Raw genomic sequence first — 13,737 nt, forward strand, 5'->3', positions numbered from 1 at the left:
GATGTCCACGAAGACTACCCGTCCCGGCCTGAGGGCCGCGACCGCGGCCGGCGCGATCGCCGTTGACCCCGACCCCTCCGCGCGGCCCGCGGCCGCCGACGCGTCGACGTTGGTCATGCCGGCCGTCGATCACCCCGGCGCCGCGGCCAGCCCGGCCGACCTGGCGGAGTGGGACGTCGACGAGGAGGGGCGGCGTCAGGCGGCCGCCGACGAGGCCGCCGGCGGCGGGACCCAGTCGTGCGACTGCCTGCCGGACGAGCCGCGTACGTGGTGGTTCACGTTCCCGCAGGATGGCCCGTTCGGCGGCCGGTACGCGGTGACGTTCGGTGTGCGCGACGCGGCCCGCGAGGAGCTGCTCGGCCACTTCGGTCACGTGTTCGCGGGGCAGTTCGCCTCGGCCGAGGAGGCCGGTGTGCAGCGGCTGGGACTGATGCGGCTGCGCCGTGACCAGTGGCCGGCCGACGCCGCGGCGGTGCCGGCCGGCGCGGAGCCGGCCGCGGCGGGTGACGCGCCGGGTCAGCCGGCCGCCGTGTCCCCGGCGGATCCGGCACCGGACGGCGAGGGCCTGGACGTGTGCGGGCGCTGCGCGTCGCCGCGCAAGTGCGCCAACATGGCCGTCTGCCAGCGGACTCCGGCCGATGACGACCCCGGGCAGGTGGAGCACTTCCACCTCAGCGCGTCGGTGGGCGACGGGCCCGGCCAGTCCTCCGCGACGTGCGCGTGCGGGGTGACGTTCGCCGGGTTCGACACGATCGCCGAGGCCGTCTCGCTGCTGGACCAGCACATCGCCGACTCGGACGGCGCCGGCGAGCCGGCCGGGCCGGCGGGCCCGGAGCCGCGGCGGGTCAAGGCCGCCGAGCTGGTGGCGGGCATGTTCGTGGCCACCGGTGACCCGGAGTGGCCGGGAGCCGAGGTGCGCCACGTCGAGCCCAGCGACGAAGGCGAGCGCTTCGTCGGCGTGGTGTACGCCGGCCCCGCCTACAGCGAGTACGACGTCGACCAGGTGGTGGAGCTGGTCGACCGGGACGTGGTGGAGCAGGCGGCGGCGCGGGCCCGCGCGCGGGCGCACCGCGCCCAGCAGATCGAGGCCCTGCGCCGCCTGGCCGCGCTCGCGGAGGCGGACGAGTTCTTCCCGCTGCCCCGCTTCACTCTCCAGGTGGACGCCGGCCTCGAGTCGCCGGAGGCGGTGCGTCGGTTCGCGTCGGCGCTCGACATCCCGGTCACCGAGGACGGTTACGGCCTGCGCGCCCGCTGGTGCTACGGCGGTACGGAGCTCAACCCGGCCGTGCAGGTGGAGGCCGCCGCGCCGCACCCGCAGCACACGCCGCCGGCGGGTGTCCGGTGACCGGCCCGCTGAGCGTCGCGCGGCCGCCGTCGCGGTCGATGCTGTCCGCGCTGCGCGACCGGATGGCCGACGCCGGCTGGCAGCACCGGCGGGACCCGCTCAACGGCCGTGAGGAGTGGATGGAGCCGGCCCTACCGCCCGGGCAGCGGGAGCCCCGCTCGGTGCGCGTCGACGAGCTGTTCCGCGGCGCGTCCGGGTTCGTGGTGGAGGGCTGCAACGGGCATGAGCGGCTGCTGCTGCGCTGCGTGCCGGACACCGACCCGCAGGTCGTGCTCGTCACCCTCGACCTGTGGCGGATCCTCCCGGATCAGGCCGCCACCCGGCGGCCGGCGGAGGCGGTGAGCGCCGGTGCGTGACCTCGACGTTCAGGACGCGATCACCCTGCTGCTCGCCGTGGCGGTCCTGCTCCTTGCGATCACGGTGTGGGTGCTGACCCGCCCGCCGGCCGCCGCCGTCCCTGCAGCCGCCGCCTGTGACGGTGACGGTGAGGTCACCCAGGAGCTGCCGCCGATGTGCGAGGTGTGGCAGGCGTTCTACGCCACCGCGCCCCGCCGGCGGCGACGCTGGCCGATCCTGACCCGGAGGCCACGGTGAGCGCCGCGACTGCCGCCACGCTCGCCGCGGTGCTGCTATCCGCCGTCACCGTGGGGCTGCTCGGCTGGATCGTGCTGCTGCTGCGCGCCGACCGCCACGACCACTGGGTGCGGGTCGTCGCGGTGATCACCTACCCGCGACCCGAGCCGCCGCTGCTCGGCCCGGACCGACCGCTGGTCAATCCCCGGTTCGCGGCGCACATCGCCGCCGAGTCGGCCCGGTTCGCCGCCGCGGTGCGCGCCGGCCGGCACGTCATGGGCGCGCCCCTGGCGGACGCCCGACCCCCGGCGGTGGCGCGGTGACCGGGACCCGCACCGCCCTCGCCGCGCCGGAGCCGCCGAACCGGCCGCTCACCGCCGCCGACCTGACCGTCGGGGATCCGGTGTGGGTGGCGGCGTTCGGCCGGTGGCGGCGCGGCGAGGTCGTCGGCCTGGCCCGGGTGCGCGTGCGGGTGCGCTACGTCTCTGACCGGCATGGCTCCACCCGCGAACGCTGGTTCGCCGCCACCCAGGACGACCCGGTGTACCACGGCGGCCTGCCCGAGCCACTCACGTACCGGTGCGTGGGCTCCCGCTGCCGGCTGGTCGTGTCCGGTCGGCCCGGGCAGAGCACCGCGCAGATCCGCGCCGCGCACGAGTCCTCGGCGCACCACCACCGGGACCTGCCCCGCAGGGACGCGCCGTGAGCACCGACAAGCCGGCCGACGTGGTGTGCCTGCGCTGCGAGCGGCCCGTGAAGACGCCGCTGTCGCGGGCCCGCCGCGTCGGCTCCGGCTGCTGGCGGATCCTCCGCGCGGACGCCCGCGCCCGACGCGTGCCGGTCGCCCTGCCCGGACTCGACCGACCCGCCGCGGCCACCCAGGCGGGACCCGACCTCCTCGAAGACGTCGACCCCGCCGGCGAGGACGGCCCCCGATGACCGGCCGCAAGCAGCCGGCCCGGCGGATCTGCCCCCGCTGGGACCCGGACCCGGACATCGGCGCGGACCACCGCAACCGGCTCACCTGCCGCACCTGCCTGCGCGTCGGCGAAGACGGCGACGCCAACCACACCCCGCCGCCGGCGCCACCTGCCCCGACCCAGCGGCTCTCGCCCGAGATGGTGGCCGCCGCTTTGGACCGCGACGCCGCGATCCTCGGCGAGCGCGACGACCGTGAGGAGTACCGGTGACCGACCCGACCCCCGTACCGGTAGACCCGGCGCGTGTGAAGCGCCTGACCGATGACGAGATGCGGGCCGCCGCCGCGACCCGTCCCGGCTTCGCCACGTACGCCACGTTCCGGCCGGACCGGCCGATCGTGTTGCCGCCCCGCCAGGTGCTGCGGTGGGGGTGGTGGCGGCCGTGCTGGCAGTGGCGGGTGCGCACCGTCGCCGGCGACCGCGTGTCCGGCTACGCGTACACGAAGGCCGGCGCCCGCCGGCGGGCCGCACGTGCGGTGCGCAGGTGGTCGCGGTGACCACGTCGCTGCTGCCGGACCTGCTCGGCACCGCCCCGGCTGACCTGATCGCCGCCGACATCACCCGGCCGCCGGCGACCCGCGACGAGGCGAAGGAACGCCTCAAGGAGATCAAGAAAATGGCGCCGACGTTCGTGCGGGCGCTGCGGAAGATCTCCGACGCGTACGCCTGCCGCGACTGGCAGGCCCTCGGCTACGGCTCGTGGAAGCAGTACCGCGACGCCGAGTTCGGGGAGCTGCTCGACCGGGCGGTCACGAAGGAACGCCGCGAGGCCGTGGCGGAGCTGCGCGCCAAGGGCATGTCGGTGCGCGACATCGCCGCGGTGGTCCGCGCCTCCGTCAGTACGGTGCACGACGACATCGCCAGGTGTTCGGGACCCGAACACCTGCCCGACACGGTCACCGGCGCCGACGGCAAGACCTACGCCTCCACCCGCCCCACCCCGCCGCCGGCGGCCACCGCGGCCGGTGAGCGTGGTCCGGCGCCGCACGATCGGGTGTGGATCGCGACCGCCCGACAAGGTATCGAGGCGCACGGACCGCGCAACGCGACGTCGACCTACTGCGGCCGGTCGACCCGCACCGGCCTGACCCTGCCGGCCCGGCAGGCCGCCGAGCAGCACGAGGCGACCTGGTGCCGCCGGTGCTGGCCCAACCCGGCCGATCACGAGACCACCCGTTTCGCGGCGGGTGAACCGGTCCACGCGGGGCCGGACGCCGACACCCACGACCCCCGGGTGTCGGGTGAAGCCGGGGCGGAGATTCGCGGCTCCGCCCCGGCAAGCGCCCCCGAGTCGGCCGCCGGGACCGCGACCCACCCGGCGGATGGGCCAGCCGCTGGCGACGCCACCCTCCAGGGCGTCGACCAGACTTCCCCGGCCGGCCCAGCTCCCGCCCCGCCGCCTGCTTCCTCGGCCGGCGGGGCGGGGGTAACCCCCGATCCGACCTCACCGGTCGGTGAGCTGACCCTCGCCCAGATCGGCCGGCTCCACGCCGTCTTCGAGTGGGCGCGCGCTGGCCTGGCCTGCCATCCCAGGGACGTGCTCGGCCGCGGGAAGCGCAGCGTGCTCGGGATGGAGTTCGGGCCGAGCGAGCCGACTCCACCAGTGCCCCAGCACGTCGACGGGCCGGTCGAGCACGTGGAGGTGTGGTGGGAGGACGGCGAGCTGTGCATCGTCTACCGCTCCGCCCGGTACATCGTCCACAACCTCGACGTCCCGGTGGCCAGCGTTGACCAGGCCATTGACGTGCTCTGCGCGCTGGGCATCCTGCCCGCCCGACTGTCGAGCCAGTACGCCGCCGGCGCGCGGGACGGGATGCGCGCCGGCGACGCGATCGACGGCGAACTCCTCGAGGAGGTGCCCGCCGGTGCCTGAGATTCCCGTCCATCAGGGCTGGCGGACCGTGCCCGCCGGCCTGTTCTCCCGGTCGCAGCTGGCCGCCCTGGACCTGCCGCGCGTGCCGGGCGGCCCGGTCCGGGCCCGGGTGGCAACGCGGGACTGGCGCGACCGCAAGACCACCGTCGACCTGTACTCGCTGGCGGAGTCGGAGCCGTCGCCGGCGACGCTCGGCCAGTTGGAGGCGGCCCGCGCCCGGGCCGGCGCGTCCCGGGTGTGCGGCGGCTGCGGCGCCCGCCCGGACCGGCCCCTGCCCTACGAGGGCTTGTGCCGGGTGTGCGCCCGGATCCGGCAGCTGCGGGAGCACCTCGACAAGGCCGCCGCCGACCGCGCCCACGTCGTGCAGTGGGCGCGCGGCATCCTCACCCCCGACCTGCTGACCCCGTACCTGCTGCGCGTCACGCCGGTCCGCCGGCCGCCGGCCCGGTCCGGGCGGCAGAACCCGGAGGCGATCGCGCTGCGGGTCGACGCGGTCGACACCGCCGGCCGCCGCCTGGTCGACGCGACCGTCCGGGTGGCCGGGCCGCGGGTACGCGGGGTGCCCGCCGACGCGGTCGACCCGGACACCGTGGCCGAGCAGATCCGCGCCCTGCTCGCCGCCCCGGTGGTGGTCACCTGGGGCTCGCGTGAGGACGCGCCGCTGCGCCTGCTCTACGGCGCGGATCCCCTTCGTCTGCCCAGCAACCGCAACGACCTGAGCTGGCGGGCCACCTACTGGCGCGGCGACGTCGACCCGGACAGCTATCCCTTCGCCCGGCGCACCGCGATCCACCCGGGCAGCGCCGAGCGGATGCTGCTGCTGGTGCGCCGGATGGCCGCCACCGAGCCGCCGGAGGGGCTGTGACGGAACGCGGTATCGGCACCCGCTCCGCCGCGCCGGACTTCCTCGACGACCCGGACGTGCGGCCGGCGTGCCGCGGCGCGGACACCGCGAGGTTCTTCGGGTCCGACCACGCGCAGGCCGGCGTGATCGCCGTCTACTGCACGCCGTGCGAGATCCGCCCGGCGTGCCGGGAGTGGGCTCTGGCGCAGTCCCCGGAGTCCCTCTACGGGGTGTGGGGCGGGCTGACCCGTAACCAGCGCCGCGACATCCGCCGACGGCGCCTGTGGGAGCGGTCGTGACCGCCGTCGTCGGGGTGTGGCTGCTGGCCAGCCTCGCGCTCGGCCGGCCGGCGCCGGTCTCCGAGCGGTACCCGCACGTCTGCGGGACCGTCGCCCCGGGCTGGGTGCCACCGCACCGGCCGGTGCGCCTACGGGCGAAGGAATGCGCGGCCTGCCCCCAGCTCGTGGGCCGGCCGGGGTGAGCGGCCATGGACGAGCACACGAGCGGGCCCGCCGGCTCGACCCACGAGCGGCTGTACGCCGAGCTGCTCGCGGAGCGGTACGGGCCGCCGCCGCTGCCGCCGCCGCGGCCGCCGCATCCCGTGCAGCGGGCCCTGGCCGACCGCGCCGACCCGCCCGCCCCTCCTGTCCGCCGGCGTCGGCACCTGGTGGTGCTCGACGGCGGCCCCAACAGCAGCACCGAGGCGGCATGACCGCCGCGACCGCACCGAACGGAGACCCGATGCGCATCACCTTGGACCTGGACGACGTGCAGCTGCTCGCCGCCGTCGAGCAGGGCCGCGTGCACATGGACCCGACGCTCATCCCCGCCGACTGGGAAACGGTGCCCGCCGAGCCGTCCCCCCGAATGCGGCCGGTGGGCCCGCGGCTGTTCCCGCTGCGGCGCGCCGGCCTGGTCGAGCTCTTCGACGATCCCGACCGGCCGCCCGGCCCGGCCACCATCCACCCGTACCGGCTCACCGCCCACGGTGAGGCGGTCCTGGCCGAGGCCCGCCAGGCGCAGGCCGAGGCCACCGTCGAGCGGGCCGCCAGCCCACCCGTCGGCGGCGCCGGCTCCCGGACCCGCACGAACCTGCGCCGGCGGCCGCGGTGACCGCCCGCGCGCACGTCACGCTCGACATCGCCTGCCGCGGCGTGGCCGTGTACCTGGTCGACGAACGCGCCGACGGCACCACCGCCCTCGGCCAGCCAGTCGAGATCGTGATGCGCACGCTCGGCGACGACGAGCAGCACGCCGGCTGGCACGAGCCCACGCTGCGGCTGCCCGAGCCGATGGCCCGCGCCCTGCTCGACGCCCTCGCCAAGCACTTCGGCGGCACCAGCGACGTGCTGACGCTGCGCAAGGACTACATGGCCGAGCGGGCCCGCGTCGACGCGTTCATCGCCCACCTGACCGGAGGCCGCCATGCCCAGTGACTTCGAGCGGCGGGCGATCAGCCGCCTGGTCGACAAGGCGACCGCGCTCGGCGTCCCGGTGCCGCCCGAGTTGACCGGCCTCGCCGCCGGCCGCGGCTGCGGACAGGGCAACGGCGGCGCGATCCTGTGGGCCCGCGCCAACCCCGACGCCGACGGCGCCGGCTGCTGCTGGGGCGACGCGATGAACGGCCCGGAGGGCTGCACGTGCTGGGTGCCGCGCTACCCGGTCGCCCAGGCCGACCCGCGGCTGCCCGTGCAGCCCGGCGACATCCAGGTGCGGCCACGGATGTTCGCCGACTGCGCGTTCCGGCCCGACTCCCCGGAACAGGCCGAGGCCTACACCCGGGAGGCGCTGCTGTCGCTGCCCGAAGACGGCCAGCCGTTCTGGTGCCACCAGGACATGCGCCGCCCGACCCGGTGGGAGCACCCGGACGGCCGGCGCGTCGACGGCGACGCGGCCGACTACCAGCCGCCCATCGTGGCCGGGGTGCCGTTCCGTACCGACGGTCAGGCCGGGCTGCTGTGCGCCGGATGGGCCGCCCACGGCCGCCGCGCCGAGCACGACCAGCGCCGCACCGGCGATCCGCCCGACACCTGAGCGGCCCCGCGCCGCGATACCCGTCCGCACAACGCGCCCGGCGCGGCCACCGTCCCCGATGGTGGCCGCGCCGAGTGCTACCGGGAGACCAATCGATGTTGATCATTGACGGGATGGGGGTGGGCTGATGCCGTGGGCCAAGTTCTCCGACACCAGCCACGCCCACCCCGTGGTGCTCGCGCCCGCCGCGTTCACCGACTGGCAACCGCCCCGGTTCACCCAAACCGACCTGGTCAACCTCCTCGCCGGCGCGTTCGCCCGGCTCGCCGTGCAGTCCGCCGGCTACACCACCGACTACGTGGTCAAAGCCGGCACCGTCGCCACCACCCTCGGCGACAACTGGCTGCACTGGGTGCCGCTGATGGTCCGCGCCGGGTACCTCATCCCGATCGACCCGATCGGCGGCGAGCAGGCCTGGGCACTGCACAACGACTCCACCCACCTGGTCCACATCCGCCTCAAGGACGAGATCGAGTGGGAGAAGCAACGCCGCGCCGACAACGGCAACACCGCCCTGATCGTGCCCGTCAGGTTGCGCGACGGCGACGGCTGCCGCTACTGCGGCCGCATCGTCACCTGGGGCGACCAGAAAGGCGGCCGCGGCGGCACCTACGACCACGTGACCCCCGGCAGGCCGGCCGCCACCCCGGACGACCTCCGGGTGTCCTGCCGGCAGTGCAACGCCGCCCGCAAGGACCACCCCGACGCCGACGAGCGGATCCCGCCGCTGCCGGCGCCGACCGAACCGCACTACGGCGCGAAGACCGTCGCCCTGCTCGCCGAGCACGGCCACCACGTGCGCCGCAGCAAGACCCCGCGACCCGCCACCCAGGCGGCCCCCGCGCCCACCACGCCGCGACCCGGCCGCCAGCCGGACCCCGCGCCCCGCACCGCCCCGCGACCCCGCCGCCAGCGGGACCCCGCGCACCGCGACCCGGCACCCGGTCGGACCACGCCCACCCCCGCGACCCCGCCGCCGGCGGGACCCCGCGCCCCGCGACCCGGCCCACCGCCGGCTACCGCGCCCCGCGACCCCGCGCCCAGCGGGACCCCGCGCCAGCCCACACGCCAAGATCAACACGGATTGGCCAAACCGTCCAATCGCCTGACTGCGGGATTCGGATCCCCGGGACGGGAAGGGCAAGGGACGGGAGCCCAGCCTCCTAGCCCTGCCACTCCATCCCGCAACGGGCGACCCAGAGGACGCAGAGGCCGACCCCGACCGCCGAAGGACGACCATGCACCCTGACCCGCTGACCACTGCCCGCCGAGGCCTCACCTCGCTCCAGACCGCCGCGGCCATGCTCGCCGCCGGCAACCTCTCGCCCCGGGAAGAGCGGGAGGTCCGCGAGGAGATGCCTCAGCTCGCCGACGTCGCCCGCACCGCGGCGCTGGTGTCGATCGCCGAGTCGCTGCACGCCCTGGCCGCCGGCGAGCCGGCTGGCGGTGAGGAGTCGTCGTGAGCCTGGCCGGGCTGCCGCCGCCCGTCCCGGCCGGACGGGACGGCCCGCCTGCGTCGGTGCCGGACATCCGGCAGGCGGTCGAGCGGCTCCGCGAGTCGTGCGCCTGGCTGTGGCTGCTGATGGTGCCCGGCCGCGAGCGGCGGCCCGGCCGGCCCGTCGACGAGGAACAGGCCGAGGTGCTCGAGGCACGCGGGCGCAGCGACCGGGCGTACCGGGAGTGGAACCTGCGCCACGGCACGGGTGCCCTGGCGCCGTCGCCGGCGGCCGCGCGTCTCGACGTCGTCGACGCCCAGGCCGTCGTGCACCAGGTGCTCACCCGGCTCGCCCGACGCGTCGCCCACTACCGCAGCGCGTCGTATGTCGGCGGCCGGATCGGCGTCAGCGCCGCGATCGCGGACGTGCTCGACTGGCTGACCGTCGGCGGTCCCGGCCGACGGTGGGTGGTCGACTCCGCCGGCGAGGCGTGGCGCGCAGGGGTGCTCGACGACCTGCACGACAACCGGGACGCCTACCTGCTCGGCGACATCGCCCGCACCCTGGCCGCCGCGGACCAGGTCGCCCGGCAGGCCGCCGGCGTGGTGGCCGAGCCGGTCCGCCCGATCGAGCACCGCTGCCCGGCCTGCCGCAACCGGTCCCTGCAACTGCACCACGACGGCCGGGACAAACGCCGGTGGACCGTCCGCTGCGTCCGCCGCACCTGCCTGTGCGTCGGCGTCGGCTGCGGCTGCCTCAAACGCGACCGGCGGCCGGGCCTGGCCCACGTGTGGACCCGGGCGGAGATGGAGGGCCCGTACGGGCTGGCGAACGCCGTGGCGATCGCCAGGCGACTCAACGAGCAGGGCCGGCCGCGGCCAGCCGTCCACAGCGGCGTGGCCGGGCACGGCGGCTGGCCAGACCGCCGGGCCGGGTAACGCGATGAGCGGCGTGGTGGTGGTCGACGGCATCCAGTGGTGGACGACCGCCTACGCGGTCGCGCAGCTGCGCGTCGACCGCAAGCTCATCAACCAGTGGGTGCTGCGGTCCCGCCGGGCCGGCCACGTCCCGGGCGCCGCGCCGGCGGACTGCCCGCGCTGCCGGGACCACCCGGGCGGCTTCCCGCACGTCGACCCGCCGGTGCGGCGTGCCGGCGTCTACGGGTACGTCGGCGAGCAGCTGCTGGCCGCCGAGGCGCGGACCTCGGAGGGGACACGAGGCGGGGTGGTTCGAACGGACGTTTGACAAGATCGCCCCGGGCATATCACCATGTGCGCAGCGCCAGGAGTCTGCCCAGCGCCACCGAGCTACCGCGCCAGGGTCCCGGGATCGGCTCCGGGTCGAGCGCCCCGCACACACCGGTGCGGGGCGCTCGGTACATCCACCCTCGACCGCGAGGGGACTCCCGATGCCGACCCGAGCCCCCCGACGCTGCACCCGCCCCGGCTGCCCCGGAGGCGAGGCCTGCGCCCGGCACCGCCGGCGCCGGCCCACCAGGCAGGAGCTGGGCTACGACGAGGAGTGGCTGCGGATCTCGGCCGAGTTCCTGGCTGAGCATCCCTGGTGCCAGGGCTGCAAGAAGCGCAGCTCCAAGCACACCGACCACATCGACGGGGACACCAGCAACCGCGAGGAGTGGAACCTCCAGGCTCTGTGCCGCAAGTGCCACGGCGCCAAGACCGTCGCCCACGACGGCGGGTTCGGCCGGCCCCGCACGCCAAGACTCGGCGCTGATGTCGACGATGAGTAGCTGGTCGCGCTGCGGCCCGCGCGGTAGAGTGCCTGACCAACGACACCGGCACTCCGAGTGCTGATGGCCCCGGCCTGATCGACCGTGACGCCTCCTGTATCGAAGGGGAGGGGCGGGTCGAATCTCTGCAGGTCAGGGGGTCCGAAACGCCGCGGTAAGGGCGCTCTCTCGCTGACGAGTTTTCGCACTTGCCGTATCCGGGTGAGGGGGTGTCCACAATGGGCAAACGTGGCCCAAAGCCGGCGCCGACGGCGCTGAAACTGGTGCGCGGGACGCGCTCGGACCGGGTCAACACGGCCGAGCCGGTGCCGTCAACGGTCGATATCGAGCCCCCGGACTGGCTGACCGACGCCGCGGTGGCCATCTGGGACGTCTACGCGCCGGATCTGATCCGCAAGGGCGTGCTGACCGCCTGGGACGTCGAAGCCTTCGCCGTGGTGTGCGACGCCGCGGCCCGCCGGCGCGCCGCCGCCATCGCCCTGGCCAAGGAGGGCGAGGTCGTGCAGCTGCCGGTGTTCGACAAGAACGGCAAGCCGACCGGCTTCCGGACCTCACGCAACCCGTGGCTGGTCGTGTTGGGCCAGGCCGACCGTCAGCTGCAGACCTGGGCTGCGCGCTTCGGCATGACCCCGTCGGACCGGGCCCAGCTGACCGGGGGAGATGGCCGCCGTGACCCCGCCGAGGACCTCCTCACCGGCTAAGCCGCCGCCGCGGCGTCCGGCCCGGCCGCGCGCCCGGGCCGGCCGGGTGCCGGGCGACTGGATCCCGGACCACCACAAGCGGTGGCGGCCGCGAGACCGTAAGGGCCCGACCTGCGGCTACACCTTCCGCGACAAGACCTGCGCGAGGCGGGGCGCGCACTACTGCGAGCCCCGCGCCGACCGGGCCGTCGCCTTCCCGGCCGAGCTGCTGCGGCACATCAAGGGCCCGTACCGGCGCCGCCCCTTCGTCCTGCGGGACTGGCAGGAGCACGAGATCATCCGGCCGCTGTTCGGCGAGGTGATCTGGTCCACCGAGTGGCAGCGCTACGTCCGACGCTACCGCCGGGCGCACATCGTGATGGGCCGCAAGAACGGCAAGAGCGAGATCGCCGCGGCCATCCAGCTGCTGCTGTTCGTCGGCGACGACGAGGAAGCCGCCGAGGTTTACAACGCCGCGGCGGACACCAAGCAAGCCGAGAAGGTGTTCGGGCCGGCGCTGCGCATGGTGCAGCTGTCGCCGGTGCTGTCCCGGCGGTTGAAGTACTACAAGAACGAGCGGCGCCTCGTCGACGAGCGCTCCGGCTCGATCTACGAGGTCATCACCGCCGACGCCAAGGGCGAGCTCGGCCACAACCCGCACGGCTTCAACCTCGACGAGGTGCTGTCACAGCCGGACGGGTCGCTGTGGGAGGCGATGGACACCGCCGACGGCGCCCGCGAGCAGGAGCTGCTGTTCACCACCACGACGGAGACCGACGAGCCGCTGTCGTTCGGCGCGCAGATGATCGACGAGGCCGAGCGGATCATGGAGGACCCGACCAGGTCGCCGCACACCTTCGCCTTCGTGCGGAAGTTGCCCCGCACGAACGAGGAGCTGGAGCGGATCCGCCGGGCCCACCCCGGGCACCCGCACCTGCCGGTGTCGACGGACATCTACGACGAGCGGAACTGGAAGTGGGCCAACCCGGCCCTCGACCAGTTCAAGAGCCGCGAGGCGCTGCGGCGGCACGCCCTGGCCGCCAAGCAGAACGCGGCCCGGGAGAAGGCGTTCCGGCAGTACCAGCTGAACCAAAGGGTGCAGGCGCTGTACCGGTACGTGCCGATGGACCTGTGGGACGACAACCGCGGTGAGCTCGCGCTCGACCCGGACTGGCTGCTGCCCAAGCAGGAGGGCCTGCGCTGCTGGGGCGGCCTCGACCTGTCGTCGAAGCTCGACCTGACGGCGTGGTGTCTGCTCTTCGAGGACGGTCAGGTCCGCTGGCGGTTCTGGGTGCCCGAGGCGGTCGTGCCGGCCCTGTCCGAGCACACCGACGGGGCGTTTCAACGGTGGGTCGACCAGGGGTGGATCACCGCGACCGAGGGCAACACGATCGACTACCAGTCGATCTACGACGCCATCGTCGAGGACTGGGGCCGGTTCGCGATCGTGGATGTGACCTACGACCGGTGGTCGGGTGAGCCGGTGCGGCAGGAGATCGTCGAGCGGACCGGCCTGGAGCTGATCGAGTCGGGCACCACGTACGAGCGGATGACCGGCCCGATGACGGAGTTCACCCGGGCCCTGGCCGCCCGGGAGTACGCGCACGGCGGTAACCCGGTGGCCCGGTGGATGGCCGAGCACCTCAAGGCCAAGAGCCCGAGCGATGACCCGGACCGGTTCCGGCCGGTGAAGCCCGACCGGGCTACCGAGCACGTGCGGATCGACGGCATGCCCGCCCTGTTCTTCGCCATCGACGGCCGCATGCGGGTCTCCGACGGCGACTCGGTCTACGACTACCGCGGCCTGGCCACGGTCGGCGGTGACGCCGGCTGACAACACCAAGGGAGGTGATCGACGTGGACGCAGCGGTCACCCCCGACGTCGACGAGCCGGCCAACGACGACGCCGCGCCGGCGGGGCCGCGGACCCGGGCCGAGCGGGTGGCGGCGGCCGCCGGCGTCGCCTGGCGCGGCCTGGTCGACGCGTTCAGCGTGTTCGACTGGATCACCACGCTCGGCGTGGTCATGCTGCTGGCCGGGCTGTGGGCCTCGGTCGGCGCCGGGCCCGCGCTCGCGGCTGTGGGCGCGCTGGTGGTGTGGATGGGCATCGCCGGCGGCCGCGCCGAGGCCCGCGCCGCCTCCGCGGCGGCCGCCGAGGGCGTCGACGAGCACCAGGACGACGAACCGCGCCGCCGTCCGGCCGTCGTCGAGGAGCGGTAGCG

24 protein-coding genes are annotated in these 13,737 nt (G+C 75.2%); all 24 read left to right on the forward strand.

Annotated features, from left to right (window positions below; genetic code table 11):
* Nucleotide 1: 1 nt before the first annotated feature.
* A complete protein-coding gene (locus tag AB0873_RS14825; protein ID WP_366600234.1) occupies nt 2-1,345 on the forward strand; it encodes a hypothetical protein in 1,344 nt (447 codons plus the stop codon).
* Nucleotides 1,342-1,701 carry a hypothetical protein gene (locus AB0873_RS14830; protein ID WP_366600235.1) on the forward strand — a complete coding sequence of 120 codons (360 nt, stop codon included), beginning with the start codon at nt 1,342-1,344 and terminating at the stop codon, nt 1,699-1,701. The genes AB0873_RS14825 and AB0873_RS14830 overlap by 4 nt, the downstream gene beginning before the upstream one ends.
* Nucleotides 1,694-1,939 carry a hypothetical protein gene (locus AB0873_RS14835; protein WP_366600236.1) on the forward strand — a complete coding sequence of 82 codons (246 nt, stop codon included), beginning with the start codon at nt 1,694-1,696 and terminating at the stop codon, nt 1,937-1,939. The genes AB0873_RS14830 and AB0873_RS14835 overlap by 8 nt, the downstream gene beginning before the upstream one ends.
* Nucleotides 1,936-2,241 (forward strand): hypothetical protein, encoded by a 306-nt coding sequence (locus tag AB0873_RS14840; protein ID WP_366600237.1) that lies wholly within the window; start codon nt 1,936-1,938, stop codon nt 2,239-2,241. The genes AB0873_RS14835 and AB0873_RS14840 overlap by 4 nt, the downstream gene beginning before the upstream one ends.
* Nucleotides 2,238-2,624, forward strand: a complete 387-nt coding sequence (locus AB0873_RS14845; protein ID WP_366600238.1) for a hypothetical protein — start codon at nt 2,238-2,240, stop codon at nt 2,622-2,624. The genes AB0873_RS14840 and AB0873_RS14845 overlap by 4 nt, the downstream gene beginning before the upstream one ends.
* Complete coding sequence (locus AB0873_RS14850) at nt 2,621-2,857, forward strand: hypothetical protein (protein ID WP_366600239.1); 237 nt, start codon at nt 2,621-2,623, stop codon at nt 2,855-2,857. The genes AB0873_RS14845 and AB0873_RS14850 overlap by 4 nt, the downstream gene beginning before the upstream one ends.
* Nucleotides 2,854-3,108 (forward strand): hypothetical protein, encoded by a 255-nt coding sequence (locus tag AB0873_RS14855; protein ID WP_366600240.1) that lies wholly within the window; start codon nt 2,854-2,856, stop codon nt 3,106-3,108. The genes AB0873_RS14850 and AB0873_RS14855 overlap by 4 nt, the downstream gene beginning before the upstream one ends.
* On the forward strand, nt 3,105-3,395 hold the full coding sequence (locus AB0873_RS14860) for a hypothetical protein (RefSeq protein ID WP_366600241.1): 291 nt from the start codon (nt 3,105-3,107) through the stop codon (nt 3,393-3,395). The genes AB0873_RS14855 and AB0873_RS14860 overlap by 4 nt, the downstream gene beginning before the upstream one ends.
* Nucleotides 3,392-4,771: a helix-turn-helix domain-containing protein gene (locus AB0873_RS14865; protein ID WP_366600242.1), complete on the forward strand. Its 1,380-nt coding sequence runs from the start codon at nt 3,392-3,394 to the stop codon at nt 4,769-4,771. Before AB0873_RS14860 ends, AB0873_RS14865 begins: the two co-directional genes overlap by 4 nt.
* Entirely contained in the window at nt 4,764-5,636 is an 873-nt protein-coding gene (locus tag AB0873_RS14870) for a hypothetical protein (protein ID WP_366600243.1), read from the forward strand. The genes AB0873_RS14865 and AB0873_RS14870 overlap by 8 nt, the downstream gene beginning before the upstream one ends.
* Nucleotides 5,633-5,914 (forward strand): WhiB family transcriptional regulator, encoded by a 282-nt coding sequence (locus AB0873_RS14875; RefSeq protein ID WP_366600245.1) that lies wholly within the window; start codon nt 5,633-5,635, stop codon nt 5,912-5,914. The genes AB0873_RS14870 and AB0873_RS14875 overlap by 4 nt, the downstream gene beginning before the upstream one ends.
* Nucleotides 5,911-6,096 (forward strand): hypothetical protein, encoded by a 186-nt coding sequence (locus AB0873_RS14880; RefSeq protein ID WP_366600246.1) that lies wholly within the window; start codon nt 5,911-5,913, stop codon nt 6,094-6,096. The genes AB0873_RS14875 and AB0873_RS14880 overlap by 4 nt, the downstream gene beginning before the upstream one ends.
* Before the next feature lie 6 nt (nt 6,097-6,102).
* Nucleotides 6,103-6,327 (forward strand): hypothetical protein, encoded by a 225-nt coding sequence (locus AB0873_RS14885; protein ID WP_366600247.1) that lies wholly within the window; start codon nt 6,103-6,105, stop codon nt 6,325-6,327.
* A 29-nt stretch (nt 6,328-6,356) separates the two neighbouring features.
* On the forward strand, nt 6,357-6,728 hold the full coding sequence (locus AB0873_RS14890; RefSeq protein ID WP_366600248.1) for a hypothetical protein: 372 nt from the start codon (nt 6,357-6,359) through the stop codon (nt 6,726-6,728).
* The gene (locus AB0873_RS14895; RefSeq protein ID WP_366600249.1) at nt 6,725-7,051 is read left to right on the forward strand and encodes a hypothetical protein; all 327 of its coding nucleotides are present in this window, start codon (nt 6,725-6,727) and stop codon (nt 7,049-7,051) included. Before AB0873_RS14890 ends, AB0873_RS14895 begins: the two co-directional genes overlap by 4 nt.
* Entirely contained in the window at nt 7,041-7,649 is a 609-nt protein-coding gene (locus AB0873_RS14900) for a hypothetical protein (RefSeq protein WP_366600250.1), read from the forward strand. The genes AB0873_RS14895 and AB0873_RS14900 overlap by 11 nt, the downstream gene beginning before the upstream one ends.
* Before the next feature lie 127 nt (nt 7,650-7,776).
* The gene (locus tag AB0873_RS14905; RefSeq protein WP_366600251.1) at nt 7,777-8,898 is read left to right on the forward strand and encodes a hypothetical protein; all 1,122 of its coding nucleotides are present in this window, start codon (nt 7,777-7,779) and stop codon (nt 8,896-8,898) included.
* The gene (locus tag AB0873_RS14910) at nt 8,888-9,112 is read left to right on the forward strand and encodes a hypothetical protein (protein ID WP_366600253.1); all 225 of its coding nucleotides are present in this window, start codon (nt 8,888-8,890) and stop codon (nt 9,110-9,112) included. The genes AB0873_RS14905 and AB0873_RS14910 overlap by 11 nt, the downstream gene beginning before the upstream one ends.
* Entirely contained in the window at nt 9,109-10,023 is a 915-nt protein-coding gene (locus AB0873_RS14915; RefSeq protein ID WP_366600255.1) for a hypothetical protein, read from the forward strand. Before AB0873_RS14910 ends, AB0873_RS14915 begins: the two co-directional genes overlap by 4 nt.
* A gap of 4 nt (nt 10,024-10,027) precedes the next feature.
* On the forward strand, nt 10,028-10,330 hold the full coding sequence (locus AB0873_RS14920) for a hypothetical protein (RefSeq protein ID WP_366600257.1): 303 nt from the start codon (nt 10,028-10,030) through the stop codon (nt 10,328-10,330).
* A 163-nt stretch (nt 10,331-10,493) separates the two neighbouring features.
* Nucleotides 10,494-10,835, forward strand: coding sequence for an HNH endonuclease signature motif containing protein (locus AB0873_RS14925; protein WP_366600258.1), 342 nt, complete (start codon nt 10,494-10,496; stop codon nt 10,833-10,835).
* 188 nt (nt 10,836-11,023) lie between these two features.
* Nucleotides 11,024-11,536: a P27 family phage terminase small subunit gene (locus AB0873_RS14930; protein WP_366600259.1), complete on the forward strand. Its 513-nt coding sequence runs from the start codon at nt 11,024-11,026 to the stop codon at nt 11,534-11,536.
* The gene (locus AB0873_RS14935; protein ID WP_366600261.1) at nt 11,505-13,349 is read left to right on the forward strand and encodes a terminase TerL endonuclease subunit; all 1,845 of its coding nucleotides are present in this window, start codon (nt 11,505-11,507) and stop codon (nt 13,347-13,349) included. Before AB0873_RS14930 ends, AB0873_RS14935 begins: the two co-directional genes overlap by 32 nt.
* Nucleotides 13,350-13,372: 23 nt before the next feature.
* Nucleotides 13,373-13,735, forward strand: coding sequence for a hypothetical protein (locus AB0873_RS14940; RefSeq protein WP_366600262.1), 363 nt, complete (start codon nt 13,373-13,375; stop codon nt 13,733-13,735).
* The last annotated feature ends 2 nt before the right edge of the window (nt 13,736-13,737 follow it).

Source organism: Micromonospora sp. NPDC047707, from assembly GCF_040704235.1.
Classification (GTDB): domain Bacteria; phylum Actinomycetota; class Actinomycetes; order Mycobacteriales; family Micromonosporaceae; genus Micromonospora.